Below are 23,444 nucleotides of genomic sequence, written 5' to 3'. Positions count from 1 at the left end.
GAGACCTTGTCACAGGCGGATTTATTTGACGCAAAAACCCGAAGTAGACATTGAGTAAAACGCCAATAGAATAAACATAAAATTTGAATTAGCTTGACCTAAAATTGCTTGGACCTTCTCCGGAGCCGATTTTTGCCGGCGGGCGCTGTGTCTCCAGTGCGGGTCATGTCGCCGGTCATTTTGCGTTGCGGGCGTCGCTGCGAACAACAAAAAACCGGCCGCGACGGGCCGGTTCGGTTGTCTGGCGTAACGCCGTCCCGTCAGGAGCGCGGCGCGTTGAATTCGGAGTCCAGGGTTTCCGGGCGCTGGATGACGGCGAATTCGACGGCGACGCCATCCTCGAAGTGACGCACCACCTGGCCGCGCATCGTGCCCAGCATGACCTGGATGCCGATAGCCGGCTTGACGTCGATCTCGATTGCCGCGCCCGACAGCGACAGGTCGATGATGCGGCACTGGTACTGGCGCCCGTCGGTAAGCTGGAGCACGCTCATCGGATTGCGCGGTGCGACGCGCTCGTGGCGGCGGTCTTCCGGCAGGTCGAGCTCGTGCTTGTTGGCGAGCCAGGTCAGCTGCGCGGCGAGCTTGTCCTTCTTGCGCTCCGAGGCAATGACCGTCATCGCGAAGCCGTCCTGCGAGGTGCGGGTGACGACGCCTTCGATGCGGCCGATGTGGTCGATATAGGCGATGACTTTTTCGCCGGGCATGCCGATGCGATCGGTGCGCAGCGCAACATTGCCAGGCGACATGTCGATCACCTGGCACGGGTGCTCTGTGCGGTCTTCCAGCATGAAGCGCCCATAGATCTTGACCCGGACGCGCTGAAAGTTACGCCTTTCGGCGTGGGACGGTGCGTAGTCGACCGCCGCTGACCTCATGACTGCCTACACCCCGTTGGCATTCCCGCGCGTGGATGCGAGGAATTTCATCCGGAAAAGTACAGCCATGCAGGTTAACAAAGGGGAAAAGTCCGCCGTCAACCTTAAGATACGACTTCAGATTTGAACTATTCCCCACGCCCGCCGTCGAACACCACGAGATGGCGGATGCGGCGCGCACGGCCAAGCGCCGAAATCGTTTCGGGCGGCTCGTATTCGGACGGAACGAGCGAGGGAACGCTGATCGCCGGCCGGTTTTTCAGGAACATCGGCTCCTTGTCCGGATCGACGACGCGGATCGAATCGATCAGCGCATCGATGATCGGGTCGGCGCCCAGCCAGAATGGTCGTTCGGCGGCGCTGATGACGCCCAGGCAGCGCGGATTCTCGACGCCGCCGTCGAGCGGCAGGGCGAGCAGTTCGAACTTGTTGGAACGGCCGTTGCGGCTAAAACCCTCATAGGTGATGAGCACCACCGACTTCTGGTCGAAGACGCCGTGAACCAGCCGCGCGACGAGCCGCTGGTCCTTCTCGCGCCACAGGGAGGGGAAGGAGAACCCCTTGAGTTCGCGGCCATATCCGGCGCAAAGCCTGGTGCCGGCAAGCCGGAACACCGCTTCGCCACGCGTATCCCTTTCGAGGATGAACGTGTCGGCAAGCAGCGATTTGATGTCGGCGGGCTCCACGTCCGAACGCTTCGGGGCGGGGCGCCCATCACGCAGCCGGTTCCAATAATGGAACAGCGTGATTGATCCGTTCTGGTTCATTTTGTGCTCTTCCGCGCAATCTGTCTTTTCATGTCCCATCGGCGAACAGACAGGGCGCCCTCCGATGACTACATGCGTTGCGTTGCAGGATGCGTGCCAGCATCGTTAACACTTGTTCACGGGTCGGGACCGTTAAGGTTAACAAGTGGTTTACGTTGCTGTCCGGCGGCGGCTGTGGCACATAAAAACCACTCCAAAAACGGTCGTTTCGCAACGATCGGCAGCACTTCAGTCAAGAGTTCAGGGGAGCAGGGGACTCGACCAGCCGTTCAAGGGGGGACCTTGAACGGCTTCTTTTTTGATTCGCGCCGGATGATTCGTTTCGGCGATTCGCCGCCGTGCGATCTGCTAGCTGCGCGGCGGTCGCGTCCCCGCCTGCGCAACCGCAATGCGGATGGCCTTGGCCGGGCCGCGCCAGCTCCAGCGCGGTGGCATCGGTCGGTCGGGCGACTTGGCGCGTCCTCGCTTAGCCTACGGCGGTGTGGTCGATGACCGCGATCGCATCGATCTCTATCAGGTAGCCAGGAGACATCACCGCTATCCCGACCACAACGTTTGCTGGCTTGTGATCCCCGAACAGCTCGATCTGGGCATCTTCGATGATCGGCACGTGTTCGTCGCGTTTGTAATCGACGATGTAAATTGTGATCTTGCAGACTTGCTCAGGCCGAGCGCCGACGGCAGCAAGCGCACGGCCAAGATTCCCGAACGCCAGGCGTGCCTGGACTGCGAAATCACCATGGCCAACGAGCTTGCCGTGTATGTCTTCTGGCTGCTGGCCCGAGACGAACACCAGCTTGCTTCCTGTCGCGACGACGACCTGGGTGTACATTTCCGGTATCGGCAGATCATTGGGATTTATGCATTCGAGCGTCATTGAATAGGTCTCCTGCTATGGCTGACGGGAACTGGCCGCTTCGCGCAGATCAAAATACGAGGGTCTATTTGCGGGTCTACGACATTGTGGCCGAAGCGAGCAAACCTCGGTCATCGTCACCACCAATCTGGGCTTCTGCGAATGGCCATCGGTCTTCGGCGACGCCAATATGACCACCGCGCTCCTCGATCGCCTCGCCCACCACTGTGACATCGTCGAGACCGGCAACGACAGCTGGCGCTTCAAGAACCGCGCCTGAACGCAACCCGCGTCGCTCTCAGGGGGGGCAATATTGGGCGCCGATAGGGGGTCAATCTTCAACGCCGTTTGACATCGATCCCGTGGAAGGCACCAAGAAGCGCCAGCTCGTCGGCTTGGCGAGCGCTCGCGACTTCATCTCCGCAACGCCTCGTGCGTACCACAGGATCGGCGCGGCCCAGTCATTGCCGAGTTCCCAGACGTTCTTTCGCATGTACTGCATGACCGCCTCCCTCAAACATGGTCGATGAATTATTTGCTCGACGTTGTGTCCCCAAAGCATTGACGTACAAGTTGAGTCACCGTTGCTTCGACAAATATTTTCCTCTGTGAATAATTTCACAGATCATGAGGGGTCGACCAACTAAGATTGCCGACGGCGCAAGACAAGAATCGAAACAAGACAAGCATCGAAAAATGTTTGCAATGCCGCCGAATTTTCAAAATCGAAATAGGTGGGCGCCTCCACAAAACAATCGTCGGCCACGGTCCCCGGCATCTGCTTCGGCATGGCGGCCGGTTTCGACCCGGCCGCCATGGATGGCGTCGGCGCATGGCAGCAGTGCAACGCAGCTTGAACCATAGACGGGAGGACATCATGGCCAACCAGGACATCGCAGAAACCATCGCGTCGGTCGGCTACGCGAAGGTCATCGTAACGCTGACCCCGGTTGGGCTCGGGGCCGGTCTTGCCGCAGCGGCGCAAGGGGGCGTCGACAGCTCGACGTCTCGCGCCGCCGAAGCGCAGTTGCAGGATCACTTCATCGTCCCCAGCGAAGCACAGCAGGAAAGCCTGGCGCTCGACGCGCGGGCTTCCGCCAGCCGCAGTTTCCGGCGGGCCGTGGATCCGGCCACGCGCCGCATGCGCGTCTATCCTCATCTGGGCCTCGCCACGGGCTTTGTCGATGCAGCCGGCATGGCTGCCCTGGAGACGAGCCCGACTGCGGGGAGCATCGTCAAGGCGCCGGAACTGAGCCTTATCCGGCCGACGAGCATCAGGGCGGCACGGCCCAGGAAAACGATGAGCTGGGGGCTGCGCCGGCTGGGCGTGGAGGATATGTGGAATGCAGGGTTCGACGGCAAGGGTGTCGTCGTTGGCCATCTCGATACGGGCATCGACGGCGACCATCCGTCGCTCAAGGGGGCCATCTTCGATTTCGCCGAGTTCGACCTGGCAGGCGACAAGGTCCCCGACGCCAAGCCGCATGACAGCGACGAGCACGGCACCCACACGGCCGGCACCATCGTCGGACGGGCGGGAGACAAGGGTGCCTTCGGCGTCGCGCCGGGAGCGCAGATCGCCAGCGCCATGGTGATCGAAGGCGGCCAGGTGATCGATCGGATCTTGTCCGGGATGGATTGGATCATCGAAAAGAAGTGTCCCATTCTCAGCATGTCGCTGGGCTTGCGGGGCTTTACGCCCGCATTCCAGCAGATCATCAATGCGCTGCGTGCTGCCGGCGTGCTGCCGGTTTTCGCGGTTGGCAATGAAGGGCCGCTGACCAGCCGTTCCCCGGGCAATTATGACAATGTCCTTTCCGTCGGGGCGATGGATCAGGCGGACGCGGTGGCGTCGTTCTCGAGCAGTCAGAAATTCGACCGGCCGGCGGATCCGCTGGTGCCCGATCTGGTGGCGCCTGGGGTCGGGATCCTGTCCTGCATCCCAGGCGGAAAGTTTGCCGAAATGGACGGCACGTCCATGGCGACGCCGCATGTCGCGGGGCTGGCGGTGCTGCTCAAGCAGGCAAAGCCGGCAGCGAGCATCGACCAGATCGAGCAGGCGATCATCGGCTCCTGCACATTGCCGGCGGGCATGCTGAAGGCACGCGGCAACCGAGGGCTGCCCGACTTGCGGCGCGCCTTCCAGTTGCTGACGGGTTCGCCTTTGCCAGTGGCTGGTCCCGTGGTCGTGGCTTCGCGGCGGAAGGCCTCGAAAGCAAAGCCGGTCACCAGACACGCGACCAAATCGACCGGCAAGAAAGTTGCTGCCGCCAGAATCTAGACCTTTGCGCGTCCCAAATGATGCGCGGTGCTGCAGTGTGGTAGTCCGAAATTCGCATCATCCCGAAAGGGCTGCGAATTTCGGACCCATGGCCGTCAGAGCCGAACCCTGCCGCCTGTCATTCGCAAAATCGAGCCTATATATTGCTGCAGGGAAACCGGAGGCTGGCAAGATGGCCGATGAAAAGACATCTCAGGAATGGAGCCCGGCGGCGATCAAAGTCGAGCTGCAACGTCAGGCGCGCTCCGGCAAGCCGGTGAGTGCGCAGGTTTTCTTCAACGACGACGTCGCCGGCGCAGCATTGCCGGAGACCGTTTCGCGCGTGATCGAGCAGGCCGAAAAAAGCGTGGGAAAGCCTGGCGCGGTGACACTGGGAAAGGTCCGCCCTTCGGCCAACTCCGCATCCGTGAGCGGAGATCCCGACGCCATAGGCGCCATGCTCGAGAGCGCCGAGGTCAAGACCGTATTGCCGAACGTCGTCGACGACATCTTGCCGAAACCGGTCAAGCGGGAGTTGCGCTAGGGCGCCAAGCAGCCTCTTTTGAAAAGCAGCCTCTTTGAACACGCGGCGAAATCGCGCCAATGTAGTCGCCAATCGAGCAACCTGGCGGCGCTCAAGCCTGCCGTGAAAACAAGTTTGCCCGCGGCCATATGGCCAAGTGGGGTTCCCGTGGCACTCGCCAGGGAGAGCGCTCGTCCGGCGGGGCGGAGAGAAAAATTCCCGCTCAGACCCGCTTTGCTCTAAATGCTCTACATCCGAATCCCTGGAACAGATGTGAATGAGCGAACCGGCAAGTCCTTCCGAAACCGAACAGCAGGACGAGGCCCCGGAGCCGCGCCGCGAGCCGGTGTTCAACCTGCCGCCGGTGGTGCTGGCGGTGATCGGCGTCTGCGTCGCCGTCCATCTGATCCGCGTCTACGGGCTCACCGACGACCAGGATTTTGCCCTGCTGGTGCGGACCGCCTTTGTGCCGATCCGATATTCCGGCCAGTTCGATCTCGATGTCTATGCATTCACCAGCCCTTTCACCTATGCCTTCCTGCATGGCGGCTTCGCGCATCTGGCCATCAACATGGTGTGGCTCGCGGCTTTCGGCTCGCCGCTGGCGAACCGTTTCGGCACGTTCTGGTTTTCGCTGTTCTTCGCCGCGACCGGGTTGGCGGCGGTGGGGCTGTTCTGGGCCGTGCATCCGCTCGGCCAGGCGCCTCTGGTCGGAGCTTCGGGCGCCATTTCGGGCATGATGGGGGCGGCGGCGCGCTTTGGCTTCCGCATCGACCGCTCGTCGGGCAAGGCCGCCTTTGCCGGTGCGCCGCTGCCGATCGCGGACGTGCTGCGCTCGCGCGGTGTCATGACCTTTCTCGGCGTCTGGATGGTGATCAATCTCGTCACCGGCCTTATCGGCTTTGCGCCCGGCGTTGACAGCCAGATCGCCTGGGAAGCCCATATTGGCGGCTTTGTCGCCGGCTTCTTCGGCGTGCGCCTTTTCGATCGGCGCCAGCAGGACGTCCACGCAGACGAGCAATGACCGCCGCACTTGAAATGCAACCAATCACGGCGCACGATGTTCACCGGAACGTGAATGCCGGTCAGGGCAGGAACCGGCAAGCAAAAGCTGAGGAGGACGCCATGACTGTTAAGGCAATTCTCGAGAAGAAAGGCCATGACGTGTTGACGCTCGGGCCGAACGAAAAGCTGAGCGAAGCTATTCGCATCCTGACCGAACACAGGATTGGCGCGCTGGTCATCACCAATGGCGATCACAAGATCGTCGGCATTCTTTCCGAACGCGACATCGTACGGGTGATCGCCAGGGAAGGAGCGGCAGCACTCGATATCCCGGTGCGCTCGGCGATGACGCCCAAGGTGAAGATCTGCAACGAGAACCACACGGTCAACGAGGTCATGGAAATCATGACCAAGGGCCGCTTCCGCCATCTGCCGGTGGAAAGAGACGGCCTGCTCTACGGCATCGTGTCGATCGGCGACGTGGTCAAGCGGCGCATCGAGGATGTCGAGCGCGAGGCCGAAGAAATCAGGGCCTATATCGCCACCGCCTGAGCGGTGAAGGACCGCCGGCCGATGCCGGCCGGCGGACCTTGCTGCTCGGCCGGGAAGGCGGAAAACGCCAGTGCGCGGCTTTGCGCTTGTCTCTTTTGGCGGTTTGCACTAGCGAATGACTTTCACGCCCGACGTGAAACTCACGTTCAAACGTGAGTTCAGTCATCGAAATTCGCAGGCTCCCATGACCATCATCGACACCCGCACGCCCGACGCCAAACGCTTGATCTCCGGCGCCACCGGCGACTGGGAAATCATCATCGGCCTCGAGGTGCACGCGCAGGTGACCTCGGAAGCAAAGCTGTTTTCCGGCGCCTCGACGGCGTTCGGCGCCGCGCCCAACGCCAATGTCAGCCTGGTCGATGCGGCGATGCCGGGCATGCTGCCGGTCATCAACGAGGAATGCGTCAAGCAGGCGATCCGCACCGGCCTGGGCCTCAAGGCCGAGATCAACCACAAGTCGGTCTTCGACCGGAAGAATTATTTCTACCCGGACCTGCCGCAGGGCTACCAGATATCGCAGTTCAAGCAGCCGATCGTCGGCGAGGGCAAGGTCATCGTCTCGGTCGGTCCGGACAGGCAGGGCGAGTTCGAGGACATCGAGGTCGGCATCGAGCGGCTTCATCTGGAGCAGGATGCCGGCAAGTCGATGCACGACCAGCATCCGACCATGTCCTATGTCGACCTGAACCGCTCGGGCGTGGCGCTGATGGAGATCGTCTCCAAGCCCGACATGCGCTCGGCCGACGAGGCCAAGGCCTATGTTACCAAACTGCGCACTATCGTGCGTTATCTCGGCACCTGCGACGGCAACATGGATGAGGGTTCGATGCGCGCCGACGTCAACGTCTCGGTGCGCAAGCCGGGCGGCGAATTCGGCACACGCTGCGAGATCAAGAACGTCAACTCGATCCGCTTCATCGGCCAGGCCATCGAGTACGAAGCACGCCGCCAGATCGCCATCCTCGAGGATGGCGGCAAGATCGACCAGGAAACGCGGCTGTTCGACCCCAACAAGGGCGAGACGCGCTCGATGCGCTCCAAGGAAGAAGCGCATGACTATCGCTATTTCCCGGATCCCGACCTGCTGCCGCTGGAGTTCGACCAGGCCTATGTCGACGCCTTGGCGAAAGACCTGCCGGAACTGCCCGACGACAAGAAGGCGCGGCTGATCGCCTTGCTGGGGCTCTCGACCTACGACGCCTCGATCCTGGTATCGGAAAAGCCGATTGCCGACTATTTCGAGAAGGTGGCCTCGGGGCGCGACGGCAAGCTCGCCGCCAACTGGGTCATCAACGACCTGCTCGGCGCCCTCAACAAGGCCGGAAAAGATATTGAAAATGCTCCGGTTTCGCCTGAGCAGCTGGGCGCTGTCATCGACCTGATCAAGGAAGGCACCATCTCCGGCAAGATCGCCAAGGACCTGTTCGAGATCGTCTGGAACGAGGGCGGCGATCCGCGCCAGCTGGTCGAAAGCCGCGGCATGAAACAGGTCACCGACACCGGCGCCATCGAGAAGGCGGTGGATGACGTCATCGCCGCCAATCCGGACAAGGTCGAGCAGGCGCGCGCCAAGCCGACCATGGCCGGCTGGTTCGTCGGCCAGGTGATGAAGGCGACCGGCGGCAAGGCCAATCCGCAGGCGGTCAACGACCTCGTCAAGGCCAAGCTCGGCATCGAATAGGCAATGTTCATCCGTACCGCCAGCGAGCGCGATCTTGCCGCGGTGCGGGCCTTGCTGGTCGAGACCTGGCACGCCACCTACGACGCCATCTATGGCATCGAGCGGGTCACAGAAATCACCGATGACTGGCACTCGATCGCCTCGCTGAAGACGCGGCTGACGCGGCCGAATTCCGAATTCCTGGTGGCCGATGACGGCAAGCGTCTCGGTGGCATGGCCTTTGCCGCTGCGACCACGGACCCGAAGATCATCCTGCTGAACCAGCTCTACGTGCATCCATCGTGCCAGCGGCAAGGCATCGGCCAGGCATTGTTGGAAGAGGTCGAGGTCAGCTTTCCCGAAGCGCATACGCTGCGCCTCGACGTGGAGGAAGCAAACACAGCGGCGATCGGCTTCTACCGCGCGCAGGGGTTTTCGCCCGCCGGCAAAACCGCCGACTGCGGCGGCGGTTCAGGGTTGCCGGCATTGATCTTCGAGAAGACGATCGGATAGGCGGCCTGCAGCACATGCGGAGCGAGGAATAAGGCGCTCGCAAGGGTGCAGGGCCGGCCGCAAAAGCCTTGGTTTGCGAGGGCTCTCTGAACTAACCGGCGGGAATCTCCACATTGTCGATCAGTCTGGTCTTGCCGAGCCAGGCGGCGGCGAGCAGGCGGCCGTTGCGGCCGCGCCTCCAGGGGGCCAACGTCAGGCTTTCGCGTGCGGCGACATAGTCGACCCGCTGGAAGCCCGCTTCGACAAGGGCACGCCCGGCCTCGTCGGTCGCGCCGGCTTCATCGACGCCGGCCGCGAGCGCTGTCGCTGTCCGGCGAAGGATGGCGTTGAGTTTTCGCGCTACCTCGAGTTCGGCTTCGCCGAGATAGGCGTTGCGCGACGACATGGCGAGGCCGTACGCGTCGCGCACGGTCGGCGCGCCGATGATTTCGACCGGCAGGTCGAGGTCGCGGCAAAGCTGCCTGACGACGCAAAGCTGCTGGTAGTCCTTTTCGCCGAAGATCGCATAGTCGGGCAGCGCCTGCAGAAAGAGCTTGGCCACGACCGTGGCGACGCCGTCGAAGAAGGTCGGCCTGAAATCCGATTCAAGACCGGAAGAGGGGCCGCCGACCGAGATTTTTGTGGCGAAGCCGGCCGGGTACATCTCCGACACAGTCGGCGCAAATGCCACATGCGCGCCGGCTTCGGCCAGCCGCTCGAGATCGCGGGCCAACTGGCGCGGGTATTTGTCGAGGTCTTCGGTGGGGGCGAACTGGGTCGGATTGACGAAGATCGAGACGAGGCAGCGATCGGCCTTTTCGAGCGCGATCCTGACCAGCGATATGTGGCCCTCATGCAGCGCGCCCATGGTCGGCACCATGGCGATGCGCAGGCCGCCCTGTCGCCAGGCGCGGATTTGCGCGCGCAGGGCGGCGACGCTGTCGGTGACGATCGGCCGGCTCATGCCTTGTCCTTGCCTGACGTGGCGGGGAAAACGTGATCCGGGCCGGGAAATGCGCGGCTGCGCACCTCGGCGGCATAGCGTGCCGCCGCATCGGAGACGACACCGCGCAGCGCGGCATATTCCTTGACGAATTTCGGCACGCGGTCGACGGTCAGGCCGACCATGTCGTCGATGACCAGGATCTGGCCGTCGCAGTCGGCGCTGGCGCCGATGCCGATGGTTGGAATGGAGAGGCGCCGCGTGAGTTCGGCGGCGACGGTCTCGACCGTGCCCTCGATGACAACAGAAAAGGCCCCCGCTTTCTCCACCGCCTCGGCGTCGCGAAACAGGGCCGTCACATTCTCCTCGGTCCGGCCCTTGATCTTGTAGCCGCCGTCCTTTTCCACCGATTGCGGCTGCAGGCCGATATGGCCCATGACAGGAATGCCGGCCGCGACAATTGCCGCGATCTGTTCGGCGATATCGGTGCCACCTTCCAGCTTGACCGCCTGGCAGCCGGTCTCGTCGACGACCTGTCGTGCCGAGGCCAAGGCCTGCGCGGCGGAGGTCTCATAGCTGCCGGCCGGCATGTCGACGACCACGCAGGCTTTGGCCGAGCCGCGCATCACGGCTTGTCCATGGGCGATCATCATCTCCAGCGAAGCGCCGAGCGTGGTTTTGTGGCCATGCAGCACCATGGCGACGCTGTCGCCGACCAGGAGCAGGTCGACATGGTCGTCGAGCAGGCGGGCGACGGGGTAGGTATAGGCGGTCAGGCAGACGATCGGCACGCCGCCCTTGCGGCGGCGAATGTCGTCAGGGCCGATCCGGACATCGGCGGACATTTCTGGGGCCAATCCTCACCTCCCTCAGCCGGCACCGGGCCGGCCGCCCGCTGCCGGGCGAGCCGAGCTTTAGAAAGACAAGCGGTGCTTGGCAAGCCGGGCTTCCGCCAACCGTTCGGCTGCATCGATTTAGCGCACGGACCATTTGCGTCGCGCGCGCCGCAAAACCCTTGCCTTCGCGAAGGCCGGACGCCATAAGCAGGAAACAGGCGCCGCCGCTGCCGCCGCGAGGATCTGGATGAAAACTTTCCTTCTGCAGTTTTTCACCTGGTGGAACAGCCAGACGCTCGGAACCCGTTTCCACACCTGGCGTCACGGCAAGCAGGTCGGACAGGACGAGGCCGGCAACGTTTATTACGAGGGCGGTGTCGATTCGGAAGGCCGCACCCGCCGCTGGGTCATCTACCGCGACTATTCGGAAGCTTCGGCCATCCCGCCGGGCTGGCACGGCTGGATCCATCACCGCGTCGATACCGCGCCGCCGAGCGAAGACTACCGGCCGCGCGAGTGGCAGAAACCGCATCAGCCGAACCTCACCGGCAGTGCCGCGGCCTACAGGCCGAAGGGTTCGGTGCTGACCAATCAGCATCGCCCGCAAGTGACCGGCGACTACGACGCCTGGACGCCCGGTTCGTAATCGGCCATCACCGCCGCTCGGTCCTTTGTCGCCACAATTGACGTTTAGCTGCTTGCTGATCTGAAAACGGCGACTAGCCTTGGCGATTGAGAATCACCCGGGCGCAACCACCGGTATCCCTGCATGAGCATCTTCAGCCGAATCTCGATGGCCGGACTGGCGGCGGCCGCTCTTGCCGCCAGCACGACGTTTGCCTCGGCGCAGACGCCGGCAGCGCCGGCAGCGCCTGCGGTGGCCGAGCGCATCACCAATCCCGTCGCCGAATTCGCCGGCATCGACAAGATCACCGGCCGCATCATCACTTTCGATGTCTATATCGACGAGACGGTGCAGTTCGGCGCACTGCAGGTGACGCCGCGCATCTGCTATTCGCAGCCGGAGACCGAAGAGCCGAAGACCGATTCCTTCGTCGAGGTCGACGAGATCACGCTCGACCGCAAGATCCGCCGTATCTTCACCGGCTGGATGTTCGCCGAAAGCCCCGGCCTGAACGCCGTGGAGCACGCCGTCTATGACGTCTGGCTGAAAGCCTGCAAGCAGAAGTCGGACGTACCGCCACCCGACGCCGCCAAGAGCGGTGCGCCACAGGTCGATACGTCCAAGCCCAAGGCCGCCGCTGCTCCGGCCACGACCGAGTCGGGCACCGACAGCGCCAACTGATCTCCAATACCCTAACTGATCTCTGGGAACCGCTGCGCTCGCCACACGTTGGCAAAGAACGCGCATGGAGGATCCCGCGATGTCAGCAACCAAGCATATGACGGTCAACAAGAAGGAATTGCTTGACCTTGAGAAGGGGTTTTGGACCGGCGATGCGGCCTACTATGCCGCCAATGCCGATGCCGAATGCCTCGTCGCCTTTCCTGAGATGGCGCAGGCGATCAGCAACGCCGATCTCGCCAAAACCGCCAGCAAACCAAACCGCTGGCGCGATCTTGACATCGACGTCAAGGGGATGGTCGAACCGGGCAGCGACATCGTCATGCTCACCTATGAGGCCCACGCCACAAGAGAGAACGGCGAAGCCTATGCGGCCTTGGTCAGCACCGGCTACGTGCATCGCAGCAATGGCTGGAAGATGATGTTCCATTCGCAGACGCCGATGGAGACTGCGAAAGGCTGACGAAACAGCCCATCACGGAAAAAAGGTCGCCTCGCCCTTCAGCGCGTCGGCCAGCATCTTTTCGTACTTGCCGCGCGGCACGTCAACGGCGCCGAAGCGCTTGAGGTGTTCGGTGGTGAATTGCGTATCAAGCAGCGCAAAACCGCGCGCCTTCAACCGCTCAACGAGATAGAAAAGGCAGGTCTTGGACGCATCCGTCTCCCTGGCGAACATGCTCTCGCCGAAGAACACGCGGCCCAGCGAGACGCCGTAGAGGCCGCCGACCAGCCGCTCCTCGCGCCATGCCTCAACCGAATGGCAATGGCCCAGCCGATGCAGTTCGACATAGGCTTCGCGGATCGGCGCGTTGATCCAGGTCGAGCGGCGCTCCTCCCGCTTCTCCGCGCAGCCGTCGATCGTCGCCTCGAAATCGAAGTCGAAGCGGATGTCGAACGGGTGCTTGCGGATCGTCTTCTTCAGGCTCTTCGGCGTGTGGAAGCCGTCGAGCGGGATGATGCCACGTGTCTCCGGCCGCACCCAGAACACTTCGGGGTCGCTGGCGCTTTCGGCCATCGGAAACACGCCGGACGCATAGGCCTTCAGCAAAAGGTCGGTCGGGATGCGATAGCCGGGCGCGTAAGGGCGGGTCATCGCCGCATTATAGCTTACGAGTTCGCGACCTCATCACCCTTGGCCAGGTATTTCTCCAGCCAGTGGATGTCGTAGTCGCCATTGGCGATGTCGGCATTGCCGACCAGGTCGCGGAACAGCGGCAGCGTCGTCTTGATGCCGTCGACGACGAATTCGTCGAGGGCGCGGCGCAGCCGCATCATGCATTCGACGCGGTTGCGGCCGTGCACGATCAGCTTGCCGATCAGGCTGTCGTAGTAGGGCGGGATCTTGTAGCCCGAGTAGACGCCGGAATCGACACGGATGCCGAGCCCGCCCGGCGTGTGGAAATGGGTGATCGTGCCGGGCGAGGGCGTGAAGGTGCGCGGGTCCTCGGCATTGATGCGGCATTCGATGGCGTGGCCGTTGAACTTGATGTCCTCCTGGCGCACCGAAAGCCCGCCGCCCGAGGCGACGCGGATCTGCTCATGCACGAGGTCGATGCCGGTAATCGCCTCGGTCACCGGATGCTCGACCTGCAGGCGCGTGTTCATCTCGATGAAATAGAACTCGCCGTTCTCGTAAAGGAATTCGATGGTGCCGGCGCCGGAATAGCCGAGATCGGCGACGGCGCTGGCGCAGATACCGCCGATGCGTGCGCGCTCCTCGGCATTGAGCGCCGGCGAATTGGCTTCTTCCCAGACCTTCTGATGGCGGCGCTGCAAGGAACAGTCGCGCTCGCCGAAATGCACGCCGCGGCCGGCGCCGTCGCCGAACACCTGCAATTCGATATGGCGCGGCTTTTCCAGGTATTTCTCGATGTATACGGCGTCGTCGCCGAAGGCAGCACCGGCTTCCGAGCGCGCCGTCTGCAGCGCAACTTCCAGGTCGGCCTCGGTACGCGCCACCTTCATGCCGCGACCGCCGCCGCCGGCCGACGCCTTGATGATCACGGGATAGCCGATCCCTGCGGCAATGCGCTTGGCTTCCTTCTCTTCCGTGACTGCGCCGTCAGAGCCGGGCACGACCGGGATGCCGAGACGCTTGGCGGTGCGCTTGGCCTCGATCTTGTCGCCCATGATGCGGATATGGTCGCCCGACGGGCCGATGAAGGTGATGTTGTGGGCGGCGAGTATGTCGGCGAACTTGGCGTTCTCCGACAGGAAGCCGTAGCCCGGATGCACCGCATCGGCGCCGGTGATCTCGCACGCGGCGACGATCTGATGGATGTTGAGATAGCTGTCGCGCGACGGCGGCGGGCCGATGCAGACGCTCTCGTCGGCGAGCCTGACATGCATGGCGTCGGCGTCAGCGGTCGAATGCACCACCACCGTCTGGATGCCGAGCTCCTTGCAGGCGCGCAGCACCCGGAGGGCGATTTCGCCGCGATTGGCGATGAGGATCTTCTGGAACATTTTTGGCTGTTCCCGGCTCTACTCGATCACGACGAGCGGCATGCCGTATTCGACCGGCTGGGCGTCTTCGAACAGGATCGCCGTCACCGTGCCGGCGCGGGGCGAAGGGATCTGGTTCATCGTCTTCATCGCCTCGATGATCAAAAGCGTCTGGCCTTCCTTGACCTTCTGGCCGATCTCGATGAACGCCTTGGCGTCGGGCGAGGGCGCCAAGTAGGCGGTGCCGACCATGGGAGAGGGTACAGCGTTCTTGGAGATTTCGGCCGCAGCCGGTGCGGCGCTGGCCGCCGGCTGTGCTGCCGCCGGGGCATAGCTGGGCTGGGGTGCAGCGATCGCATGGACGGCGGGTGCCTGCCGCGACACGCGCACCTTCAGATCGCCCAGCTCGACCTCGATCTCGGTGAGGTTGGTGTCGTTCAGTATGCCCGCCAGGTCGCGGATCAGCTGCTGGTCAACACCGGTCTTCTTTATCGACATTTTCGAGCCTTCTGTTTGTTGGCCGGTCACAGGCGTGCCGCCAGCGCCTGCAGCGCGAGCGTGTAGCCGAGCGGCCCGAATCCGCAGATCATGCCGACGGCGACCGGCGAGACCATGGAGACGTGGCGGAACGGTTCCCGCGCGTGGATGTTGGAAAGATGCACTTCGGCGACCGGCAGCGGCGCGATGGAGCGGATGGCGTCGTGGATGGCAATCGAGGTATGGCTGTAGGCGCCCGGATTGATGACGATGCCGGCTGCCTTGTCGCCAGCTTCCTGGATCCAGTCGACGAGGTCGCCCTCATGGTTCGACTGACGGAAATCGATCTCGAGCCCAAGTGCTGCACCGGCCTGCTTGCAGTCGTCGGCGATGGCGGCAAGCGTCTTTCCGCCATAGATCCCCGGCTCGCGCTTGCCGAGCGCGTTGAGATTGGGACCGTTCAGAACGAAAACCGTTTTCAAGAATGCCGACCTTTCCCGGCGCCGGCCTCAGCCGGCGCGCTGGGCCCCTCTATAATGGGCATAGACGCCTGCGAAAAGAGCGCAAGTGCGTTCTTTTGCTGTCCACAGCAGGCGGGAAACCGCCTGCCGCCATGGATCAGAGCGCGGCCTTCGCCGCCTCGATCTTTTCGGCCAGAACGTCCTGCCCGAGTGCCCCGAACACAACCTCGTTGCCGACCACATACGAAGGCGTGCCGGTGATCGCCAGCTTGGTGGCGAGATCGTAGGTCTTGGAGATCGCCTCGTGGATGCTCGGGTCCTTCATCTTCTCGCGCAGCGCAGCCTCGTCGGCACCGAGCGACAGCGCAACCTTGATGGCCGCGGCCTCGGTGGCGCGACCCGGGCCGCCGAGCAGGGCGTTGTGGAATTCGCCGTACTTCTCCGGCTTCATCAGGTGGAAGGCCATGGAGACGACGCTGGCCTTCTGCGAATCCGGACCCAGGATCGGGAATTCCTTGAGCACGAAGCGCAGGTCCGGGTCGGCTTTCGTCAGCGCTTGCATGTCGTCGATGGCGCGTTTGCAGAAGCCGCAATTGTAATCGTAGAACTCGACGATCGTGACCTTGCCGTTCGGATTGCCGACGACGCCGTCGAAGGTGGAGTTGAAGATCTCGTCCTTGGCATTCTTGATGACGCCGAGCGCGGCGATCCGCTGTTCTTCCTTCTGCTTGGCTTCGAGCGCGTCCTGCACTTCGAGCAGAACCTCAGGGTTCTTCAGCAGATAGTCGCGGATGATGCCCTCGACCTCGGCCCGGTCGATCTTGGTGTCCGAGGACGCTACCTGCACGACCTGCGCCGCATCGGCCTTGGCCGCCTGCGGGCTGCCGGCGACGAAGCCGAAAGCCAGCATGGCGAGAGCGGCTGCCACTCCCGTCGTGCCGAGCAGAATTGCCTTGTTCATCATCCCTTATCCTCTTGCCTGTTCCGTCCGCTTTTGTCGCAGTATGCCGCCGGAAGGTTCACTTCTTGATTTTGCCTGATGGCGTGTAGTTTATGATATCCTGAGCGCGAAGCCAGCCCGGCTCGCCGCGCTTCAATTTCTGCTGCGCGCGCATGGCGAAGATCTTCGCGTTCCTGTAGTCGCCGGAATAGAAATGACCTTCGGCGGTCGCGAGTTCGGCGGCCGGAATGTTGCCGAGCTCGCCATAGGCCTGGGCCAGATAGCGATACCCTTCGGCGTTTTCCTTGTCGCGCCCGAGGCCGTTGTTGATCTGCACCACCGCCTTCTTCAGCGATTCGGGTGTGCCGACCGCCATCAACGCCTGGCCATAGGAGACCGGCAGCAGCCCGGACCGCGCCGGATCGAGGCTGACCGCCCTGGCGTAGGCGTCCGCTGCATCCTTCGGCTTGTTCGCCTTCATCAGGATGTCGCCGCGCAGTTCCTGGAAATAGGGGTTTTTCGGCTGTTCCTTGATCAGCGCGTTGGTCTTGGCGAGGCTTGCGGCCAGATTGCCGTAGAGATAGGCGAGCTGCGCCTCGCCATAGCGCGAGGCAAGACTGCCCGGATTCTTGCGCATCAGCCGCGTTGCGGCGGCCTGACCGCCCATATAGGCGGCGATCTTGACGCGCATCATGTCGTGGCGCTGCTGCAGCGCCGGCGTATCGACCTTGTCGACATAGGGGCTCTGCTTGACCAGCACTTCGAGATTGGCGATGCGCTCCTGCGGCATCGGATGGCTGATCCGGTAGGGATCGACTTGCGCGCCGGACAGGGACAGCGCGCTCTGGAAGCGGCCGAAGGTCTTCAGCATGCCCATGCCGGACTGGCCGGTGGCGTTGAGATAGGTGATCGCCGAGCGGTCGGCGGTCGTCTCTTCGGTGCGCTGATAGGCGAGGATGCTGCGCTGCGCCATCTCGCCGCCGCCCGCGGCAACACCCATGCCGGCGCCGGCGAGGCCGCGGCTGTTGGTGGTGGCGCCGGCCACGATGGCGCCGGCGCCAAGCAGGGTGGCGATGATCGCCATCGTCTTGGCGCGCTCGAGCTGCTCGCGCAATTTCTGCTGGTGGCCGCCGGCGATATGGCCGGCCTCATGGGCGATGACGCCGATGATCTCGTTGGGCGTTTCGGCCATCATCAGCGCGCCGGTATTTATGAACAGCCGGCGCCCGGTGACGAAGGCGTTGAAACTCTGATCGTTGACCAGAACGATATTGACGCCGTCATTGGCGAGACCGGCCGCCTTGAAGATCGGCCGCGCATAGTCGCGCACCAGCGCCTCGATCTCGGCATCGCGCACCACCGGTACGTTTTGCGCCAAGGCGCTGACAGAGCCGGAGACCAAGACAGCGGCGGCAAGCAAAAGCGTCGCGACTGCGCGCGTGGTCCTCCCGATGGAAGGTCTGGAAAACATCGATCTGGTTCGGCTCAACATGACAGGTCCACTGGTAGACGAGCGGGCGAAAGATGAAAAGTCGGCACCGAAAACTTCCTGCGCTTGTGATCCCCACACCAATCGGGCATTTGTGCGGCCAAAAGGGCTAGCAGCTTTGACCGGGACCGATCCCGGTGTGATGGATTTGAAGATGGTCGTTTCACTTTCGCGCCGCGGCGAGGTCGAGCCGTTCCATGCCATGGACATTCTGGCCGAGGCCAACCGGCTTAAGGCGACAGGCGTGCCGGTGGTTTCGATGGCCGTCGGGCAGCCGTCCGACCCGGCGCCTGTCGGGGTAAGAGAAGCTGCAGCGAACGCGCTGAAGCGCGGCCGCATCGGCTACACCGATGCGCTCGGTCTTGCCGACCTGCGCAAAGCGATCGCCGGGCACTACGCAGACCATTACGGGATCGATGTCCCACCCGGCCGCATCGCCGTCACCACCGGATCCTCGGCCGCCTTCAACCTGGCCTTCCTGGCGATGTTCGACCCGGGCGACCGCGTCGCCATCGCCGCGCCCGGCTATCCGGCTTACCGCAACATCATGGCCGCGCTCGGCATCGAAATCGTCGAGATCGAGCTCGGCACTGACGCCTATCTGCATGCCGAGCACCTGAAGATGGCGCACGCGGAAAAGCCGCTGAAGGGAGTGCTCTTCGCCAGCCCGGCCAATCCGACCGGCGCGGTCATTCCCGCCGACGAGATGGCAGCGCTGGTGAGAACGGCCGAAGAGCTTGGTATCGCGGTGATTTCCGACGAGATCTATCACCGGCTGGCCTATGCGGCGCCCGACACGACGGCGCTGGCCTACGGTTCGGGCGTCACGGTCATAAACTCGTTTTCGAAATACTATTGCATGACCGGCTGGCGCATCGGCTGGATGGTGCTGCCGGAAGAACTGGTGCGGCCGGTCGAGCGTATCGCCCAGAGCCTTTACATCTCGCCGCCGGAGCTGTCGCAGATCGCGGCCATCGAGGCGTTCAAGGCGACGCAGGAGCTGGAGGCGGTGAAGGCGCGCTATGCCTGGAACCGCGAGCTTCTGATGAAGCGCCTGCCGGAACTCGGTTTTCCGCTGGCGGCACCCATGGACGGCGCCTTCTACGCCTTCTGCGATGTCACCAGGCATACCAACGACAGCATGGCCTTCGCGCGGAAAATGCTGGCCGAGGCGCATGTGGCGGCAACGCCCGGCCGCGACTTCGATCCGCTCGCTGGACACCGGACCATGCGCTTTTCCTATGCCGGTAGTCACGACGAAATGGTCGAGGCGATGGCGCGTATCGAGCGCTGGCTGAAATAGCGGGGACGTCATGCCAGAACTCGAACAGGCGCTTGCGGAAGTCGCCGCCGAAATGGCGGAGCGCACGGATCGCGGCGATGTCGCCAGCTATATCCCGCAGCTCAGCAAGGTCGACCCGAAGAAGTTCGGCATTGCCGCTGTCACCAATGACGGCCGTGTGCTCGTGGCGGGCGATGCCGACGAGGCTTTTTCCATCCAGAGCATTTCCAAGGTGTTCACGCTGACGCTGGCGCTCGGCAATGTCGGCGACGCGCTGTGGCAGCGTGTCGGGCGCGAGCCGTCGGGCAATCCGTTCAATTCGATCGTCCAACTCGAGCATGAGAACGGCATTCCGCGCAATCCGTTCATCAATGCGGGCGCCATCGTCGTCTCCGACATCCTGCTCGCCGGTCACCAGCCGCGCGAGGCGATCGGCGAGATCCTGCGCTTCATCCAGTTCCTCGCCGATGACGAGACAATCATCATTGACCGCGAGGTCGCCGCCTCCGAGCGCGCCACTGGCTATCGCAACTTCGCCTTGGCCAACTACATGAAATCCTTCGGCAATCTTCATCACGCGCCAGAACTGGCGCTGGGCGTCTATTTCCACCATTGCGCCATCGCCATGAGTTGCCGGCAACTGGCGATGGCCGGGCGCTTCCTTGCCAATGGCGGCAAGAACCCGGCGACCGGACATTCGGTGGTGTCGGCCGAGCGGGCGCGCCGCATCGGCGCGATGATGCTGACCTGCGGCCATTATGACGGCTCCGGCGACTTTGCCTTCCGTGTCGGCATTCCAGGCAAGAGCGGCGTGGGCGGCGGCATATTGGGGATCGTGCCGGGCGTCGCCTCGCTCGCCGTCTGGTCGCCCGGGCTCAACGCCAATGGCAATTCCAAGCTGGGCTCGATCGCGCTGGAAAGGCTGGCGAAGATCATGAACTGGTCGATCTTCGCGCCCTAGGACTTACTGATATTCAGGTGAGGCCGGCCTGCTAATGGCGGCTTCCTGCGCTTGCCTACAGCGCCGCGCGCCCTCTTGGGCGCGCAAAGGACGCTGTAGTTCATTGATTTTGCGCATGATCCTTTCCGAAATCAATCTCGATTTCGGGGTCATGCGCGGGCTCACGTACTTGAGTACGCTCCGCTCCGGTTCTCGGAAAGCCACCGCTCTCGACTCGGCCTGACCTGAATCTCAGCAGCCCTCGGATCGGGGCTGGCGTAGATACGAAAATCCCGCGCCGTCTTTCGACGGCGCGGGATTTTTCTATCAGATAGTCAGCACAAGCGGCTGAAAAGCTTAGAAAAAGCCTTTCCGCTGCCACCAGCCGGCGCGCTTCGGCTTTTCCTCGGCCTTAGCCTCTTCGGGCACGGTCGACGAGACCACCGGTACGACCGGAGCATCGATGGCGACGGGCTTGCGCCGGGTCGGGCGGGCATTAGCAGGCGCTTCCTCCTCGGCAGCCGGGGCGGCCGGCACAGGCGCAGGCGTCGCCGCCTCGGCCGGTGTAGCATCCTCGGCAGGTTCCTCGGCTACCGTCTCGGCGGCAACCTCTGCTGCTGCCTTCTTGGACCTTGACGCGCGCTTCTTCTTCGGCTTCTCGGCGCTCGGCATATCGTCGTTGGCGGCAGAGGGAAGCTCTTCCACCGATACGGCGGCGACAGTCTCGGCCACAGGCTCGATGGCCGCGGCTTCAATTGCCGGCGCATCGGCTTCGACGCCATCGGCAGTCTCGCCTGCCTCGGCTCCGTCCTCGCCGTCCTCACGGCGATTGCGCTTGCCGCCGCGCTTGCCGCGCCGGCGCTTCTTGCCCTGACCGTCGTCCGACGCGTCCACTGCGACGGCATCGACCGGCGCTTCGCCGCCCTCGGCGGCGGCTTCATCCGTTGCGACAGCGGCGTCGACATCCGCCGGCGCCGAGACCAAGGCACCTTCCGCCGGGCCGTGCTCGCGGTCACCATGTTCGCGATCGCGATCCTTGCCGCCACGCCGCCTGCGGCGCTTGCGGCGCTTGCGGTCGCGGCCTTCGCCGTCCTCGCCGGACCTCGGCTGTTGCTGCTGGGGATGGCGCGGTTGCTCCGCCTGGGCAGGTGCCTCGTCCTCCTGCTCGACGACGATTTCGTCTTCAGGCTCTTCCGGCTCGACATAGGTCGGCAGGCTGCGCACTTCGACGAAGCCCTCCGGCTTTTCCGCCAGTGCGCCGCGGAAGATCGCATAGTGCTGCGCGCCGACCGCGTCGTCGGCCTCGATCGTGATGGTCAGGCCGAAGCGGCTTTCGAGTTCGACCAGCGTGCCACGCTTGTGGTTGAGCACGTAGAGCGCGGTCGCCGCCGGGGTCCGCACCGTGATGTGGCTGCGCGAATCCTTGAGCAGGAATTCCTCGATCGCCCGAACAACCATCAGCGCCACCGAGGAATCGGAGCGCACATGGCCGGTACCACCGCAATGCGGGCAGGGCTTCATGGTCGATTCCAGCACGCTGGCGCGGATGCGCTGGCGCGACATCTCCATCAGGCCGAAATGCGAGATGCGGCCGACCTGGATGCGGGCGCGGTCGTTCTTGAGGTGATCCTTCAGCCGCTTCTCGACGGAGCGGTTGTTGCGGTTCTCCTCCATGTCGATGAAGTCGATGACGATCAGGCCGGCGAGATCGCGCAGCCTGAGCTGCCGGGCGACTTCCTCGGCCGCTTCGAGATTGGTGTGAAGTGCCGTGTCCTCGATCGAGTGCTCCTTGGTGGAGCGGCCCGAGTTGACGTCGATGGCAACCAGCGCCTCGGTCTGGTTGATGATGATGTAGCCGCCGCTCTTCAGCGTCACCTGCGGCTGCAGCATGCGGTCGAGCTGCGCCTCGATGCCGTTGCGCACGAAGATCGGCGTCGTGTCGCGGAACGGCTGAACCACCTTGGCGTGGCTCGGCATCAGCATGCGCATGAAGTCCTTGGCCTCGCGATAGCCTTCCTCGCCGGAGACCAGGATCTCGTCGATGTCCTTGTTGTAGAGGTCGCGCACCGAGCGCTTGATCAGGCTGCCTTCCTCATAGACCAGGGCAGGGGCCGTGGACTGCAGCGTCAGGTTGCGGACGTTTTCCCAAAGCCGCATCAGATATTCGTAGTCGCGCTTGATCTCGGCCTTGGTGCGGCTCTCGCCGGCCGTGCGCAGGATGACACCCATGCCCTGCGGCACTTCGAGATCGGCGACGACTTCCTTCAGCCGCTTGCGGTCCTGCGCGTTGGTGATCTTGCGCGAAATGCCGCCGCCGCGCGCCGTATTGGGCATCAGCACCGAATAGCGGCCGGCAAGCGACAGATAGGTGGTGAGCGCCGCACCCTTGTTGCCACGCTCTTCCTTGACGACCTGCACCAGCAGGATCTGGCGGCGCTTGATGACTTCCTGGATCTTGTACTGGCGGCGCACCGGCTTGCGGCGGTTGCGCACTTCTTCCAGCGCATCCTCGGCGCCGACCGATTCGACTTCGTGATCGTCCAGATGGGAGGACTGGACCTCTTCCAACATGCCGCGATCATTGTCGCTGGACGAGGCTTCGCCGCTTGCGTCGGCGGAGGCCGATTCCGGCTGCGGGGCAGCCTCGGAAACCACATCGGCTTCGACAATTGCGGCGATCGACGTGGGGCCGTTTCCGGACTTGTCTTCGGACGCTTCCGCTTCGCCGTGATCGGCGGCTTCGTCGTTGTGCCCGGCCGTTTCGGGCGGGGTGTCGGCATTTTCTGCTGTGAAATCGGCTTCGGCGGCGGAGTCTTCGGCAATTGCATCGCCGCCCGTGTCGCCATGTTCGCCACTTTCATCGGACTCGGCGGCACCGGCGTCGCGCTTGTGTTCGCCGCGCTCGCGGCCTTTGCCGCCGCGCCGGCGTCCGCGCCGGCCGCGATCGCGGCCCTGGCGATCCTCGCCTTCATTGTCCTCGTCCTCTTCGTCCTGGGCTTCCTGCGCTTCGGCGCGCAGCAGGGCCTGACGATCGGCGACCGGGATCTGGTAGTAGTCGGGGTGTATTTCACTGAAGGCGAGGAAACCGTGACGGTTGCCGCCATATTCGACAAAGGCTGCCTGAAGGGAGGGTTCGACGCGCGTTACGCGGGCGAGGTAGATGTTTCCTTTGAGCTGCTTCTTGTCCTGTGATTCAAAGTCGAATTCTTCGATACGGTTACCGCGAACGACGACAACGCGTGTTTCCTCCGGGTGGGAGGCGTCTATCAGCATTTTGTTGGGCATTATTTCGTTTCCCCCCGGCAGCCGTCAGCCGCAGCTTGCGAGGC

Annotated in this window: 25 protein-coding genes and 1 pseudogene; 12 read left to right on the top strand and 14 right to left on the bottom strand. The window is 63.4% G+C overall.

Translation table 11 applies throughout. The annotated features are described in order from the left end of the window. Positions 1-260 precede the first annotated feature (260 nt). The 3 genes from ACSQ3Z_RS36805 to ACSQ3Z_RS36795 all read right to left on the bottom strand — a co-directional run bounded on the left by ACSQ3Z_RS36805 (position 261) and on the right by ACSQ3Z_RS36795 (position 2,522). The gene (locus tag ACSQ3Z_RS36805) at positions 261-878 is read right to left on the bottom strand and encodes a PilZ domain-containing protein (RefSeq protein ID WP_192177547.1); all 618 of its coding nucleotides are present in this window, start codon (positions 876-878) and stop codon (positions 261-263) included. 128 nt (positions 879-1,006) lie between these two features. Continuing rightward, entirely contained in the window at positions 1,007-1,645 is a 639-nt protein-coding gene (locus ACSQ3Z_RS36800) for a PAS domain-containing protein (protein WP_436175958.1), read from the bottom strand. 466 nt (positions 1,646-2,111) lie between these two features. Next, positions 2,112-2,522 carry a RidA family protein gene (locus ACSQ3Z_RS36795; RefSeq protein ID WP_436175957.1) on the bottom strand — a complete coding sequence of 137 codons (411 nt, stop codon included), beginning with the start codon at positions 2,520-2,522 and terminating at the stop codon, positions 2,112-2,114. A gap of 97 nt (positions 2,523-2,619) precedes the next feature. On the opposite strand from ACSQ3Z_RS36795, the pseudogene ACSQ3Z_RS36790 reads away from it, so the two are divergent. After that, a pseudogene (locus ACSQ3Z_RS36790) lies at positions 2,620-2,781 on the top strand (ATP-binding protein); the annotation flags it as partial. Positions 2,782-2,832: 51 nt separating this feature from the next. On the opposite strand, the gene ACSQ3Z_RS36785 reads toward ACSQ3Z_RS36790, so the two are convergent. Continuing rightward, positions 2,833-3,003: a hypothetical protein gene (locus ACSQ3Z_RS36785; protein WP_436175956.1), complete on the bottom strand. Its 171-nt coding sequence runs from the start codon at positions 3,001-3,003 to the stop codon at positions 2,833-2,835. Positions 3,004-3,144: 141 nt separating this feature from the next. Then, a complete protein-coding gene (locus ACSQ3Z_RS36780; RefSeq protein ID WP_436175955.1) occupies positions 3,145-3,318 on the bottom strand; it encodes a hypothetical protein in 174 nt (57 codons plus the stop codon). Between the two features lie 60 nt (positions 3,319-3,378). On the opposite strand from ACSQ3Z_RS36780, the gene ACSQ3Z_RS36775 reads away from it, so the two are divergent. The 6 genes from ACSQ3Z_RS36775 to ACSQ3Z_RS36750 all read left to right on the top strand — a co-directional run bounded on the left by ACSQ3Z_RS36775 (position 3,379) and on the right by ACSQ3Z_RS36750 (position 9,017). Next, positions 3,379-4,782 (top strand): S8 family peptidase, encoded by a 1,404-nt coding sequence (locus ACSQ3Z_RS36775; protein ID WP_436175954.1) that lies wholly within the window; start codon positions 3,379-3,381, stop codon positions 4,780-4,782. Between the two features lie 172 nt (positions 4,783-4,954). Beyond that, complete coding sequence (locus ACSQ3Z_RS36770) at positions 4,955-5,305, top strand: hypothetical protein (protein WP_436175953.1); 351 nt, start codon at positions 4,955-4,957, stop codon at positions 5,303-5,305. Between the two features lie 256 nt (positions 5,306-5,561). Continuing rightward, positions 5,562-6,308 carry a rhomboid family intramembrane serine protease gene (locus tag ACSQ3Z_RS36765; RefSeq protein ID WP_436175952.1) on the top strand — a complete coding sequence of 249 codons (747 nt, stop codon included), beginning with the start codon at positions 5,562-5,564 and terminating at the stop codon, positions 6,306-6,308. 101 nt (positions 6,309-6,409) lie between these two features. Continuing rightward, positions 6,410-6,841 carry a CBS domain-containing protein gene (locus ACSQ3Z_RS36760; RefSeq protein WP_436175951.1) on the top strand — a complete coding sequence of 144 codons (432 nt, stop codon included), beginning with the start codon at positions 6,410-6,412 and terminating at the stop codon, positions 6,839-6,841. Positions 6,842-7,025: 184 nt separating this feature from the next. Then, the gene (gatB, locus tag ACSQ3Z_RS36755; protein WP_436175950.1) at positions 7,026-8,525 is read left to right on the top strand and encodes an Asp-tRNA(Asn)/Glu-tRNA(Gln) amidotransferase subunit GatB; all 1,500 of its coding nucleotides are present in this window, start codon (positions 7,026-7,028) and stop codon (positions 8,523-8,525) included. Between the two features lie 3 nt (positions 8,526-8,528). Then, a complete protein-coding gene (locus tag ACSQ3Z_RS36750; protein WP_436175949.1) occupies positions 8,529-9,017 on the top strand; it encodes an N-acetyltransferase family protein in 489 nt (162 codons plus the stop codon). A 91-nt stretch (positions 9,018-9,108) separates the two neighbouring features. Here ACSQ3Z_RS36750 and panC read toward each other — a convergent pair whose 3' ends face one another. Beyond that, a complete protein-coding gene (gene panC / locus ACSQ3Z_RS36745) occupies positions 9,109-9,960 on the bottom strand; it encodes a pantoate--beta-alanine ligase (RefSeq protein ID WP_436175948.1) in 852 nt (283 codons plus the stop codon). Then, entirely contained in the window at positions 9,957-10,784 is an 828-nt protein-coding gene (gene panB, locus ACSQ3Z_RS36740; RefSeq protein WP_436175947.1) for a 3-methyl-2-oxobutanoate hydroxymethyltransferase, read from the bottom strand. The genes panC and panB overlap by 4 nt, the downstream gene beginning before the upstream one ends. Positions 10,785-11,022: 238 nt before the next feature. Between panB and ACSQ3Z_RS36735 the strand changes: the two genes are divergently transcribed. The 3 genes from ACSQ3Z_RS36735 (at position 11,023) to ACSQ3Z_RS36725 (ending at position 12,544) form a co-directional block, all read left to right on the top strand. Continuing rightward, on the top strand, positions 11,023-11,421 hold the full coding sequence (locus ACSQ3Z_RS36735) for an NADH:ubiquinone oxidoreductase subunit NDUFA12 (protein WP_120015177.1): 399 nt from the start codon (positions 11,023-11,025) through the stop codon (positions 11,419-11,421). Between the two features lie 123 nt (positions 11,422-11,544). Further along, on the top strand, positions 11,545-12,081 hold the full coding sequence (locus ACSQ3Z_RS36730) for a DUF2155 domain-containing protein (RefSeq protein ID WP_436175946.1): 537 nt from the start codon (positions 11,545-11,547) through the stop codon (positions 12,079-12,081). Positions 12,082-12,160: 79 nt separating this feature from the next. Continuing rightward, positions 12,161-12,544 (top strand): hypothetical protein, encoded by a 384-nt coding sequence (locus ACSQ3Z_RS36725; RefSeq protein ID WP_436175945.1) that lies wholly within the window; start codon positions 12,161-12,163, stop codon positions 12,542-12,544. A gap of 12 nt (positions 12,545-12,556) precedes the next feature. Here the strand turns inward: ACSQ3Z_RS36725 and aat are convergent, their stop codons facing one another. The 6 genes from aat to ACSQ3Z_RS36695 form a co-directional block, all read right to left on the bottom strand. Continuing rightward, on the bottom strand, positions 12,557-13,174 hold the full coding sequence (gene aat, locus ACSQ3Z_RS36720) for a leucyl/phenylalanyl-tRNA--protein transferase (protein ID WP_436175944.1): 618 nt from the start codon (positions 13,172-13,174) through the stop codon (positions 12,557-12,559). 14 nt (positions 13,175-13,188) lie between these two features. Then, positions 13,189-14,547 carry an acetyl-CoA carboxylase biotin carboxylase subunit gene (gene accC, locus ACSQ3Z_RS36715; protein WP_120015180.1) on the bottom strand — a complete coding sequence of 453 codons (1,359 nt, stop codon included), beginning with the start codon at positions 14,545-14,547 and terminating at the stop codon, positions 13,189-13,191. 18 nt (positions 14,548-14,565) lie between these two features. Further along, positions 14,566-15,024 (bottom strand): acetyl-CoA carboxylase biotin carboxyl carrier protein, encoded by a 459-nt coding sequence (gene accB, locus ACSQ3Z_RS36710; RefSeq protein WP_436175943.1) that lies wholly within the window; start codon positions 15,022-15,024, stop codon positions 14,566-14,568. Between the two features lie 26 nt (positions 15,025-15,050). Continuing rightward, positions 15,051-15,485, bottom strand: coding sequence for a type II 3-dehydroquinate dehydratase (gene aroQ / locus ACSQ3Z_RS36705; protein WP_404279272.1), 435 nt, complete (start codon positions 15,483-15,485; stop codon positions 15,051-15,053). 136 nt (positions 15,486-15,621) lie between these two features. Further along, positions 15,622-16,425: a DsbA family protein gene (locus ACSQ3Z_RS36700; RefSeq protein WP_436175999.1), complete on the bottom strand. Its 804-nt coding sequence runs from the start codon at positions 16,423-16,425 to the stop codon at positions 15,622-15,624. A 58-nt stretch (positions 16,426-16,483) separates the two neighbouring features. Continuing rightward, on the bottom strand, positions 16,484-17,875 hold the full coding sequence (locus tag ACSQ3Z_RS36695; RefSeq protein WP_436175942.1) for a M48 family metalloprotease: 1,392 nt from the start codon (positions 17,873-17,875) through the stop codon (positions 16,484-16,486). 172 nt (positions 17,876-18,047) lie between these two features. Between ACSQ3Z_RS36695 and ACSQ3Z_RS36690 the strand changes: the two genes are divergently transcribed. Together ACSQ3Z_RS36690 and ACSQ3Z_RS36685 are read left to right on the top strand one after the other, a co-directional pair. Then, positions 18,048-19,196: a pyridoxal phosphate-dependent aminotransferase gene (locus ACSQ3Z_RS36690; protein WP_436175941.1), complete on the top strand. Its 1,149-nt coding sequence runs from the start codon at positions 18,048-18,050 to the stop codon at positions 19,194-19,196. 10 nt (positions 19,197-19,206) lie between these two features. Further along, the gene (locus ACSQ3Z_RS36685; protein ID WP_436175940.1) at positions 19,207-20,136 is read left to right on the top strand and encodes a glutaminase; all 930 of its coding nucleotides are present in this window, start codon (positions 19,207-19,209) and stop codon (positions 20,134-20,136) included. A 336-nt stretch (positions 20,137-20,472) separates the two neighbouring features. On the opposite strand, the gene ACSQ3Z_RS36680 is transcribed toward ACSQ3Z_RS36685, so the two are convergent. Further along, on the bottom strand, positions 20,473-23,400 hold the full coding sequence (locus tag ACSQ3Z_RS36680; protein ID WP_436175939.1) for an Rne/Rng family ribonuclease: 2,928 nt from the start codon (positions 23,398-23,400) through the stop codon (positions 20,473-20,475). Positions 23,401-23,444: the final 44 nt, after the last annotated feature.

The organism is Mesorhizobium sp. LjNodule214 (assembly GCF_964252735.1).
GTDB lineage: Bacteria > Pseudomonadota > Alphaproteobacteria > Rhizobiales > Rhizobiaceae > Mesorhizobium.
This window is presented reverse-complemented; position numbering and strand designations above follow the sequence as displayed.

Bases quoted from the DNA above. Each gene is read 5' to 3' on its own strand.
- ACSQ3Z_RS36730 (WP_436175946.1), top strand. From the start codon at position 11,545: ATGAGCATCTTCAGCCGAATCTCGATGGCCGGACTGGCGGCGGCCGCT.
- panB (WP_436175947.1), bottom strand. From the start codon at position 10,784: ATGTCCGCCGATGTCCGGATCGGCCCTGACGACATTCGCCGCCGCAAG.
- ACSQ3Z_RS36700 (WP_436175999.1), bottom strand. From the start codon at position 16,425: ATGAACAAGGCAATTCTGCTCGGCACGACGGGAGTGGCAGCCGCTCTC.
- ACSQ3Z_RS36800 (WP_436175958.1), bottom strand. From the start codon at position 1,645: ATGAACCAGAACGGATCAATCACGCTGTTCCATTATTGGAACCGGCTG.
- ACSQ3Z_RS36770 (WP_436175953.1), top strand. From the start codon at position 4,955: ATGGCCGATGAAAAGACATCTCAGGAATGGAGCCCGGCGGCGATCAAA.
- accC (WP_120015180.1), bottom strand. From the start codon at position 14,547: ATGTTCCAGAAGATCCTCATCGCCAATCGCGGCGAAATCGCCCTCCGG.
- ACSQ3Z_RS36795 (WP_436175957.1), bottom strand. From the start codon at position 2,522: ATGACGCTCGAATGCATAAATCCCAATGATCTGCCGATACCGGAAATG.
- ACSQ3Z_RS36765 (WP_436175952.1), top strand. From the start codon at position 5,562: ATGAGCGAACCGGCAAGTCCTTCCGAAACCGAACAGCAGGACGAGGCC.
- ACSQ3Z_RS36690 (WP_436175941.1), top strand. From the start codon at position 18,048: ATGGTCGTTTCACTTTCGCGCCGCGGCGAGGTCGAGCCGTTCCATGCC.
- ACSQ3Z_RS36805 (WP_192177547.1), bottom strand. From the start codon at position 878: ATGAGGTCAGCGGCGGTCGACTACGCACCGTCCCACGCCGAAAGGCGT.
- accB (WP_436175943.1), bottom strand. From the start codon at position 15,024: ATGTCGATAAAGAAGACCGGTGTTGACCAGCAGCTGATCCGCGACCTG.
- ACSQ3Z_RS36750 (WP_436175949.1), top strand. From the start codon at position 8,529: ATGTTCATCCGTACCGCCAGCGAGCGCGATCTTGCCGCGGTGCGGGCC.
- gatB (WP_436175950.1), top strand. From the start codon at position 7,026: ATGACCATCATCGACACCCGCACGCCCGACGCCAAACGCTTGATCTCC.
- ACSQ3Z_RS36785 (WP_436175956.1), bottom strand. From the start codon at position 3,003: ATGCAGTACATGCGAAAGAACGTCTGGGAACTCGGCAATGACTGGGCC.
- ACSQ3Z_RS36760 (WP_436175951.1), top strand. From the start codon at position 6,410: ATGACTGTTAAGGCAATTCTCGAGAAGAAAGGCCATGACGTGTTGACG.
- panC (WP_436175948.1), bottom strand. From the start codon at position 9,960: ATGAGCCGGCCGATCGTCACCGACAGCGTCGCCGCCCTGCGCGCGCAA.
- ACSQ3Z_RS36735 (WP_120015177.1), top strand. From the start codon at position 11,023: ATGAAAACTTTCCTTCTGCAGTTTTTCACCTGGTGGAACAGCCAGACG.
- ACSQ3Z_RS36680 (WP_436175939.1), bottom strand. From the start codon at position 23,400: ATGCCCAACAAAATGCTGATAGACGCCTCCCACCCGGAGGAAACACGC.
- ACSQ3Z_RS36695 (WP_436175942.1), bottom strand. From the start codon at position 17,875: ATGTTTTCCAGACCTTCCATCGGGAGGACCACGCGCGCAGTCGCGACG.
- ACSQ3Z_RS36780 (WP_436175955.1), bottom strand. From the start codon at position 3,318: ATGGCGGCCGGGTCGAAACCGGCCGCCATGCCGAAGCAGATGCCGGGG.
- ACSQ3Z_RS36685 (WP_436175940.1), top strand. From the start codon at position 19,207: ATGCCAGAACTCGAACAGGCGCTTGCGGAAGTCGCCGCCGAAATGGCG.
- aat (WP_436175944.1), bottom strand. From the start codon at position 13,174: ATGACCCGCCCTTACGCGCCCGGCTATCGCATCCCGACCGACCTTTTG.
- ACSQ3Z_RS36725 (WP_436175945.1), top strand. From the start codon at position 12,161: ATGTCAGCAACCAAGCATATGACGGTCAACAAGAAGGAATTGCTTGAC.
- ACSQ3Z_RS36775 (WP_436175954.1), top strand. From the start codon at position 3,379: ATGGCCAACCAGGACATCGCAGAAACCATCGCGTCGGTCGGCTACGCG.